This window comes from uncultured Mailhella sp. (assembly GCF_947631555.1).
Classification (GTDB): Bacteria; Desulfobacterota; Desulfovibrionia; order Desulfovibrionales; family Desulfovibrionaceae; genus Mailhella.
Window position 1 is genome coordinate 68,717 of record NZ_CANRLT010000002.1, and the last position, 7,969, is coordinate 76,685.

Annotated in this window: 8 protein-coding genes and 1 riboswitch; of the genes, 6 read left to right on the forward strand and 2 right to left on the reverse strand. The window is 60.8% G+C overall.

The annotated features are described in order from the left end of the window. Positions 1 to 140: 140 nt before the first annotated feature. The 5 genes from Q0Z94_RS00775 to Q0Z94_RS00795 all read left to right on the forward strand — a co-directional run bounded on the left by Q0Z94_RS00775 (position 141) and on the right by Q0Z94_RS00795 (position 4,609). Positions 141 to 1,271 carry a metallophosphoesterase gene (locus Q0Z94_RS00775; protein WP_298065976.1) on the forward strand — a complete coding sequence of 377 codons (1,131 nt, stop codon included), beginning with the start codon at positions 141 to 143 and terminating at the stop codon, positions 1,269 to 1,271. 114 nt (positions 1,272 to 1,385) lie between these two features. Continuing rightward, positions 1,386 to 1,530, forward strand: a riboswitch (molybdenum cofactor riboswitch). Between the two features lie 74 nt (positions 1,531 to 1,604). Then, positions 1,605 to 2,336: a substrate-binding domain-containing protein gene (locus tag Q0Z94_RS00780; RefSeq protein ID WP_298065979.1), complete on the forward strand. Its 732-nt coding sequence runs from the start codon at positions 1,605 to 1,607 to the stop codon at positions 2,334 to 2,336. A 40-nt stretch (positions 2,337 to 2,376) separates the two neighbouring features. Then, positions 2,377 to 3,186, forward strand: coding sequence for an ABC transporter permease (locus tag Q0Z94_RS00785; protein ID WP_298065980.1), 810 nt, complete (start codon positions 2,377 to 2,379; stop codon positions 3,184 to 3,186). Beyond that, positions 3,183 to 3,869 carry an ATP-binding cassette domain-containing protein gene (locus tag Q0Z94_RS00790; RefSeq protein WP_298065981.1) on the forward strand — a complete coding sequence of 229 codons (687 nt, stop codon included), beginning with the start codon at positions 3,183 to 3,185 and terminating at the stop codon, positions 3,867 to 3,869. Before Q0Z94_RS00785 ends, Q0Z94_RS00790 begins: the two co-directional genes overlap by 4 nt. Then, entirely contained in the window at positions 3,866 to 4,609 is a 744-nt protein-coding gene (locus tag Q0Z94_RS00795; protein WP_298065983.1) for a DUF364 domain-containing protein, read from the forward strand. The genes Q0Z94_RS00790 and Q0Z94_RS00795 overlap by 4 nt, the downstream gene beginning before the upstream one ends. Positions 4,610 to 4,681: 72 nt before the next feature. On the opposite strand, the gene Q0Z94_RS00800 is transcribed toward Q0Z94_RS00795, so the two are convergent. After that, positions 4,682 to 6,145 (reverse strand): nicotinate phosphoribosyltransferase, encoded by a 1,464-nt coding sequence (locus tag Q0Z94_RS00800; RefSeq protein WP_298065985.1) that lies wholly within the window; start codon positions 6,143 to 6,145, stop codon positions 4,682 to 4,684. Between the two features lies 1 nt (position 6,146). Then, positions 6,147 to 6,671 carry an isochorismatase family cysteine hydrolase gene (locus Q0Z94_RS00805; RefSeq protein ID WP_298065987.1) on the reverse strand — a complete coding sequence of 175 codons (525 nt, stop codon included), beginning with the start codon at positions 6,669 to 6,671 and terminating at the stop codon, positions 6,147 to 6,149. Between the two features lie 639 nt (positions 6,672 to 7,310). Here Q0Z94_RS00805 and Q0Z94_RS00810 point away from each other — a divergent pair. Then, the gene (locus tag Q0Z94_RS00810; RefSeq protein ID WP_298065990.1) at positions 7,311 to 7,757 is read left to right on the forward strand and encodes an Hsp20/alpha crystallin family protein; all 447 of its coding nucleotides are present in this window, start codon (positions 7,311 to 7,313) and stop codon (positions 7,755 to 7,757) included. Positions 7,758 to 7,969 lie beyond the last annotated feature (212 nt).

Here is a 7,969-nt window from a genome sequence, read left to right on the forward strand (position 1 = left end):
GTAAAGCGCGGCGCACGCCAAAACCCTTCTCACACGGGGAAGAGAACAGTCCCTTGTTCCCCCTCCCCTGCCCCCCTGACACGGCACTCCCCTTGCGCCTCAAAAAAACGCCGCGTATCATATTTTCCGGAGGTTCCATCATGCGTCTGCTTCTGCCCTCGCTCTTCCTGTGGCTTTACGTCAGCTTCAGTCTGCTGCGGCTTCTGCCCGTTTCCTGGTTCTCCAGGGGACTGCTCTCTCTGGGCCTGCTTGCGGCGGCCATGAAGTATCCCCTCTATGAATACCTCGGCGGCTCGTTTTTTGCGCCCGTCCTGCCGCGTACCGTTCTCCTCGTCATGGAAGCCCTGTACGCGGCTCTGATCATCCTCTTCTTTCTGCTGCTCTGCCACGACCTTCTGACTCTGCTCTGCGCCCTCGTGCGGCGTTTTTGTCTGCCTGCCTGCCGCCTGCCCCTGACGGAAACCTCCCGCGCCGTCGTTCTGCTGCTGGCTGCCCTGGTGTGCGGCGGCTGGAGCGTCCGGCAATCCGTGACGGTGCCGGACGTGCGCACCGTCGAAATCACTCTTCCCCGCCTGCCCCGCGCTCTGGACGGCTTCACCATCGTTCAGCTCTCGGACATCCACATCCGCATTCTGCTGAACCGCGACTGGCTTGAGTCCGTGGTGGAACGCGCCAACGCGCTTTCCCCCGACCTCATCACGCTCACCGGGGACTACATCGACGGCTCCGTCCGGCAGCTCGGCCATTCTCTGGAACCTCTGCGCGATCTCAAGGCCCGCTTCGGAACCTGGGGCGTCACGGGCAACCATGAACTTTACTACGGCTGGCAGGAGTGGACGGAATTTCTGGAAAAGCAGGGCGTCCGCATGCTGGAAAACGAATATGCGGCTCTCAAGGTGAACGGAGAAACGCTGGTGCTTGCGGGTGTGCCCGACCTCGCCTTCGGGCGCTCCGGGGAAACTTGGGACGCAGGAGCCGCCTTCCGCGGCGCACCGGACGCCGTGCGCATCCTGCTCTGTCACCGCCCGGCAGGAGCCTGGGGACACGGCGCGGATCTCCAGCTTTCCGGCCATACCCACGGCGGTTCCTTCTTCTTCCTGAAGCCTCTGCTGGCGTATTTCAACGGAGGCTTTGTCCGCGGGCTTTACGCAAAGGACGGTATGCGCCTCTACGTCTCGCCGGGAACGGGCATCTGGGGAGGCTTTTCCTGCCGCCTGGGAGTGCCGTCTGAAATCACCCGCATCGTCCTGCGCGCACAGGAAAAAAACTGATTTTTTCTTGCTTCCTTCTTGCTTCAGTTTTCCTCCTGCACGCACCCGGTAACACGCGGAAGACCGCGCCTCGTCAGGCCCCGGCGCTTGACAAAAAAATTCCGCCTGCCTACGCTCAGGGTTAGTTTTCGAGTCGGTTCGGCTACAGCCTGCGCCATGCCGCTCCGACCTGAGTTTCGCGCTCACAGGGTGGTCCGGGAAACGGGGCCGCCTCCCGAATGCCTTGCGGCATATGGAAAGAAAACGCTGCGACCAGAACGCGCCGGAGCTTCGTGCCCGCCGCGCTCTTGGTGTTTTCCTCTGTGAGCGGCGCCAAGAATCATGGAGCCGCCTATGCGTCGATCCCCGCTTTTCTTCTGCGCCTCCGCACTCCTCCTTCTTTTCTGCTTTGCGTCGCCCGCGTCCGCGCTGCATGTCTACTGCGGGGCAGGCATGGCAAAGGCGTTCGGTGAGATTGCCGAAGCCTTCACACGGGAAACGGGAATACCCGTGGAAGTCACCTACGCGAACGCCGGCCAGATACAGTCCCAGATCAACACCGCGCAGGAAGGCGACCTCTTCATCGCAGGAGCCGAGGAAGAGCTGATTCCCATCAAAACCTGGGTGCTCTCCAGCCGCGGACTGGTGAAGCACCTCCCCGTGCTCGCCGTGGCCCGCGGCAATCCCAGGCATATCCGCGGCCTTCAGGATCTTAAGCAGGAAGGAATCCGCGTTGTCCTCGGCGACGGCAAGGCCACACCCATCGGCAAAGTCGCAGACAAGGCTCTTGCTGAAGCGGGGCTTGCCGAGGCACTGAACGTTGTCAGCCGCGGCGTGACCGCCCCTTCCATCGTTAACGCGCTGAACGTGGGCGAATGCGATGCCGTGATCGTCTGGAAGGAAAACGTCTCGTCCGCCATGGAAATCGTCCCCGACCCAGCTCTGGACGCCCATGCGAAGATCGTTCCTGCCGCCTCCCTCTCCTGCTCCGGCGATTCCGAAGGCCGCGAGCGGCTTCTGGAATTTCTCGGCTCCAGAACAGCGCGCACCCTCTGGGAAAAACACGGATACACGGTTCTGGACTAAGGCTCCTTTTCAATATCCACCTGCCTCTGAGCTGATTGCCATGAAACGTACGTTCTCCCTCTTCGACGGGGCAAGCCTTTTCATCACCGCCCTGGTTCTGCTTTTTCTCACGGCTTCGCTCTGCACCCTCGCTGCGGGCGGACTGCCCTTTCTGATCGACGCCCTCCGCTCGCAGGAAGTGCGCTTTGCCATCCGGCTCAGTCTCGTCACCTCCACGCTGTCCACCCTGCTCTGCTTCCTCACCGGCATCCCCTGCGCCTACGCTCTTGCGCGGTGTCGTATGCCGCTGCGCAGGCTCTGCCGTCTTATCCTGGAACTGCCGCTTTCCCTGCCCTGCCTCGTTGCCGGACTGTGCCTGCTCATGATGTTCGCCTCCGGGCCGGGCAGACTGCTCCGGGATTTCGGCCTCCGCGTCATCTTCGAGCCTGCGGGCATCGTCATGGCGCAGTGGATGGTCAACATCCCCTTTGTCATCCGCCTCGTACGCACGGAACTGGAAGCGCTGGACGGAAGACTGGAATTTATCGCCGGAATGCTGGGTGCTTCCCGCTGGCAGCGCTTCTCTACTGTCACCCTGCCCCTGTGCCGCAACGCGCTGATTGTGACCGCCATCCTCACCTGGGCACGCGCCGTGGGAGAATTCGGGGCAACGCTCATGCTCGTGGGCGTCACCCGCATGAAAACGGAAACACTTCCGGCAAGCATCTATCTCAACCTCAGCACCGGCGACAACGGCATGGCCATGGCCTCAGCCCTCATCCTCCTCATCCTCTCCGGCGCGGCGCTGCTGTTTTCCGCCCGATTCCGGCGGCGTACCGCCAGCCGCATGGAAGGAGCCGCAGCGCTGTGACAGCCCTTGAATTTGAGCATTTCTGCCTTAGCCGCGGCAGCATGAACATCAGAGACGTTTCCCTCGCCCTGGAGGAACGGGAAATCTTCGCCCTGCTCGGCCCAACGGGAGCGGGGAAAACCCTGCTTCTGGAATCAGCGGCGGGCTTCTATGCCCCGGAGCAGGGAACAGTGCGGCTCTACGGCACGCCCGTGCAGGATATTCCCTTGGAAGAGCGGAATATCGGCTTCGTCTATCAGGACTACGCACTCTTTCCGCACATGACGGTGGAAGACAATATCGCCTATGGTCTGCGCGTCCGGCGCGTTCCGCGCACCAAACAGAACGCGCTGACGCGGGAACTCGCCGGCCTGCTCGGCATACGTCATGTGCTGAAGGACTATCCGCAAACCCTGAGCGGCGGGGAACAGCAGCGCACCGCGCTGGCGCGGGCGCTCATCCTGAAGCCGCGCCTTCTGCTCCTCGATGAACCTTTTTCCGCTCTCGATGAGTCCGCAAAAAACAAACTCTACGGAGAAGTGGCCGCTCTCCCGGAGCGCTTCGGCTGCGCGGTGTTCTTCGTGACCCACAACATCCGGGAGGCGCAGAGGCTGGCTTTGCGCATCGGCGTCATGGAGAAGGGCAGACTGACCGGCATCCGTCCGGCGGGGGCGGCACTTACCGAAACGGAGGAAGACGCATGACCGTGCAGGAACTCTATCGCTATCTCCGGCAGGAACTGGAACGTCTCGTCAGGCTCCACAGTCTGGAAGCAAGCCCCATACTTCTGCAGAGCCGGGGCCTTTCCCCGGAAGAAGCCCTGGGCCGCACCCTGCGAAGGGATTATCCCATTCTTGCGGGCCGGGAGGTCATGCTTGAAGCGCAGTTCGGTTCCGCCCGTGGTCAGGCGTTTACCGACGCGCCCTCGGACTTCTGCGGCACACTGAAGGACGTGCTGGCCCTTGATCCGGAAAATGACGAACACTGCCGGGGACTACTGGTGGCCGCCCTGAACGCCGTCATGCGCTTCACGGGCGAGACCGATCACACCGTCCACTGCCGCAGCGGGGATCTGGAGCGCTGCGCCGAAGCCTGGGCCGCGCATGTGCGCAAAGGCTTCGGCACCCCGCGCATCACGCTGGTGGGCTATCAGCCCGCCCTGACCGCACGCCTGTCGCAGGAATTTCCCCTGCGCGTCCTGGACAAAAATCCCGAGTTCACCGGCAGCCTGCGTTCCGGCGTCCTCATCGAAGACGGGGAAGCTGCCTACAAAGACGCCGTCCTTGACTGGCCGGATCTCGTCCTCTGCACGGGCAGCACGCTGTGCAACGGAACCTTCGTCCGCTTTCTCGATATCGGCAGGCCGGTCATCTTCTTTGGCGTCTCCGGCGCGGCGGCTGCCAAAATCTTCGGTCTTTCCCGCTTCTGCCCCATGTCCGGCTGACCCTGCAGAAAAGGGCGTCCTTTCTGTGAAGAACGCCCTTTTGCTCAAATCCGGGCCTACCCCGGGGCGGCTTCAGCGCCGAGTCCGTTCATACTGGCCGAGCATGGACATCTTGGTTTCGTAGTATGCCCGGCTCATGGCCAAAAGATGCTTGTGCGGATTCTTGAAGCGCTGTTCTTCCGGCCAGATTTCGTGAGCAAGCTGACGGGCGCACCAGTCGCGTATCTCCGCAATGGGCACGGCCGGGGCCACGCGGCGGCCGCCGCGGATGACGGGGTGCTGGAGTTCACGCGCCGTGCAGTCCCGGAACCAGGCTTCCTTCCAGGGCTTTTCCGGATCCACATAGGGATAGGGAGAACGCATGTCCACGGTCTCGGAATCCAGAGTCAGCAGGTCGGCCACGGCCTGCCCCGCGGCGTTGAACACGCGGAAGACCTTCTTGCGGCAGGGATTGGTAATTTTTTCCACCGCCTCGGACACCTTGATGCGTGGTGAAGTCACGCCCTCGTGTTCCACCGCCGCCAGCTTGTACACCGCGCCGAACACGGGCGAACTCACGGAAGTGATCAGGCGTTCGCCCACGCCGAAGCTGTTGATGCAGGCCCCCTGATCGAGGAGCGAAGAAATGGTGTACTCGTCCAGACTGTTGGACGCCACAATGGCGCAGTCCTGAAGCCCGGCCTCGTCCAGCATGGCGCGGGTGCGCTTGGAGAGGTAGGCGAGGTCGCCGGAGTCCAGCCGCACGCCCTTCAGCCTCTTGCCCATCGGAGCGAGCACTTCCCGGGCCACGCGGATGGCGTTGGGCACGCCGGAACGCAGGACATCGTAGGTATCCACCAGGAACACGCAGGCATCGGGATAGGTCTCGGCATAGTGCCGGAAGGCCGTGTATTCGTCTTCAAAATACATGATCCAGCTGTGCGCCATCGTCCCGCTCACGGGGATGCCGAACATCTGCCCGGCCAGCACCGTGGCGGTACTGGACACGCCGCCGATGTAGGCCGCCCGCGCCCCGTAGACGGCGGCGTCCACATTATGTGCCCGTCGCGCGCCGAAATCGGACACGGCCCGCCCGTGCGCCGCGGAAACAATGCGCTGCGCCTTGGTGGCAATCATGGACTGATGATTGATCTGCGCCAGAATCGCGGTCTCCACGATCTGCGCGTCGATGGGGGGCGCGGTCACAGTGAGCATCGGTTCATGGGGATACATGATAGTGCCTTCCGGGAAGGCATCGATGTCGCCCGTAAAGCGGTAGCGGCCCAGATAGTCCAGGAATTCCGGGGCGAAGATGTTCAGGGAGCGCAGATAGGCGATGTCGCTCTCGGCGAAGTGAAGATCCTCGATGTATTCCAGAACCTGCTCCAGACCCGCAAAAATGGCGAAGCCGCTGCCTCCAGGATTCTGACGGTAGAAGACGTCGAAGGTGACGCGGTCGCCGGAACTGCCCTTGAGGAAGTAGCCGTTGGCCATCGTCAGTTCATAGAGATCCATCAACATGGAAAGATTGCGGCTTTCAAACTGCATCATGGACATATCAGCGAACCTCGATCTGGCAGCTGCGCATGGTTTCCAGCGCGGCCTCATGTTTTTCCGGCGTCACTCCGGCACACAGGGCAGAAAGCACCGCCACCGGCACTTCCGGCAGAAAAGCCTTGATGAGCAGCGCGTTGCTCACCACGCAAATATCCGTGCACACGCCGGCCAGCTCCACGGCGTCCACCTCGCCCGCCTCGAAGCGGCGGCGCAGTTCACGGGCCAGCTCCGGACTGCCGAAGGCCGGCTTGCAAAACACGGCGTCCGCCCGGGCGAACACGTCCTCAAGTTCAGGGACGATCCGCCAGCCCTCGCTGCCCTCAATGCAGTGCTTCACGGGCAGAAGCCTTCCTTCCTGCGTGGAAAGATAGTCCTCCTGATGCGTGTCCTGAGTAAAAAACACCTTGCCGTCAAACTGCCGCGCATAGGCGCAGAGCGACGGCGTCAGAGCACGAGCCTCGGCCGTGCCCAGCGCGCCGGTCACGAAGTCCCGCTGCATATCAATGATGATCAGATACTTTGCCATTTCCTTCCTCATGCCTTTCGTCTCCCGTCTGTCAAGGCGGAAAGAGCAGGAGTACAGTTCCGTAAAGGCGTCCCGCCCGTGCGTGAACCATAAGACCCGGGGCGGTCTCACTCCGCTTGCGTGAAGACTTTTTAGCGATACCGAGTTCACTCCCGCACCGAACCCCTCTTCGACTGACACCGCAGCCGGCAGACAAGGCCGTGCAGAGTGCCCTCTGAGGGGAAAGCTTAAGGAAAAGAATTTCACCGGCTTCGCCGTTTTGTCAATCTCTCTTTTTCCCCTGAAAGGGATGGGCGTCCAAACCCCAAGGGAATGACAGCAGAAAAGGTTCCCCTGCAAAAGCCGGCCCGCCGCCCAGCGTTTGAAAACGCTGTCTTCCGGCAATCTTTCCAAGGAATGTGCCGCGCCCGTGATAAAATTTCCTTTTTTTGATGGACTGCCGTTGACAACGAACAATGCGTGCTTACTGTAAAGTTGTGCCGATGAGAGGCGGTTCCTTCTTACGAAGGACGGTAACCCCAGGCACAAACAAAGGTAACTTTCTTTTGAGAGTCGATTTCTGCACATGTGTTTTCTCTGATTCGGCCTCTCAAAAAAAAGAAGTTACAATACCAGTATAACAATTCGGAGGTATGTATTATGCTGCCTAGTATTTTTGGTGAACGGCTTTTTGACGACATGTTCAACGATCCCTTTATGCTCATGCCTTCCTTCTACCGCCATGATCCGATCTTCGGCAAGAACGCCAAGAACCTCATGAAGACCGATGTGCGCGAGCTGGAACACGCCTACGAGCTGGATGTGGATCTGCCCGGCTTCAAAAAGGAAGATGTGAACATCGAACTGGACAACGGCTACCTGACCATCAAGGCCGCCAAGAACCTGGACAAGGACGATGCGGACAAGAAGGGCCAGTATCTGCGCCGCGAACGCTACAGCGGGGAATGCAGCCGCAGCTTCTACATCGGCAGCGAGGTGGAACCCGGGGACGTTCACGCCAAGTTCGAAGATGGCATCCTGCAGATCTCGTTCCCCAAGGCACCGGAACCCAAGCAGCCTGAAAGCAAGCAGATCGCCATTGCCTGACCCTGCCTGAGCTTCCCCTGACCACGGCCGCCGCCCGAACCCCAGCCTTCGGACGGCGGCCTTTTTTATGGTTGGAAGCGAAAGTTTTCAGCCGTGCCTCGCCCGTTTTCTGTCCGGCACGTTTGTGCGAGAGTATCACCTTAATAATGATAAAAGTTCTTCGATCTTGCCATTAACGCGAAATCGCTGAAACAACGCCAGAGATTTATTCA

Coding starts and splice junctions, on each gene's coding strand:
- Q0Z94_RS00775 (WP_298065976.1), top strand. CDS start 141: ATGCGTCTGCTTCTGCCCTCGCTCTTCCTGTGGCTTTACGTCAGCTTC.
- Q0Z94_RS00780 (WP_298065979.1), top strand. CDS start 1,605: ATGCGTCGATCCCCGCTTTTCTTCTGCGCCTCCGCACTCCTCCTTCTT.
- Q0Z94_RS00785 (WP_298065980.1), top strand. CDS start 2,377: ATGAAACGTACGTTCTCCCTCTTCGACGGGGCAAGCCTTTTCATCACC.
- Q0Z94_RS00795 (WP_298065983.1), top strand. CDS start 3,866: ATGACCGTGCAGGAACTCTATCGCTATCTCCGGCAGGAACTGGAACGT.
- Q0Z94_RS00800 (WP_298065985.1), bottom strand. CDS start 6,145: ATGTCCATGATGCAGTTTGAAAGCCGCAATCTTTCCATGTTGATGGAT.
- Q0Z94_RS00805 (WP_298065987.1), bottom strand. CDS start 6,671: ATGGCAAAGTATCTGATCATCATTGATATGCAGCGGGACTTCGTGACC.
- Q0Z94_RS00810 (WP_298065990.1), top strand. CDS start 7,311: ATGCTGCCTAGTATTTTTGGTGAACGGCTTTTTGACGACATGTTCAAC.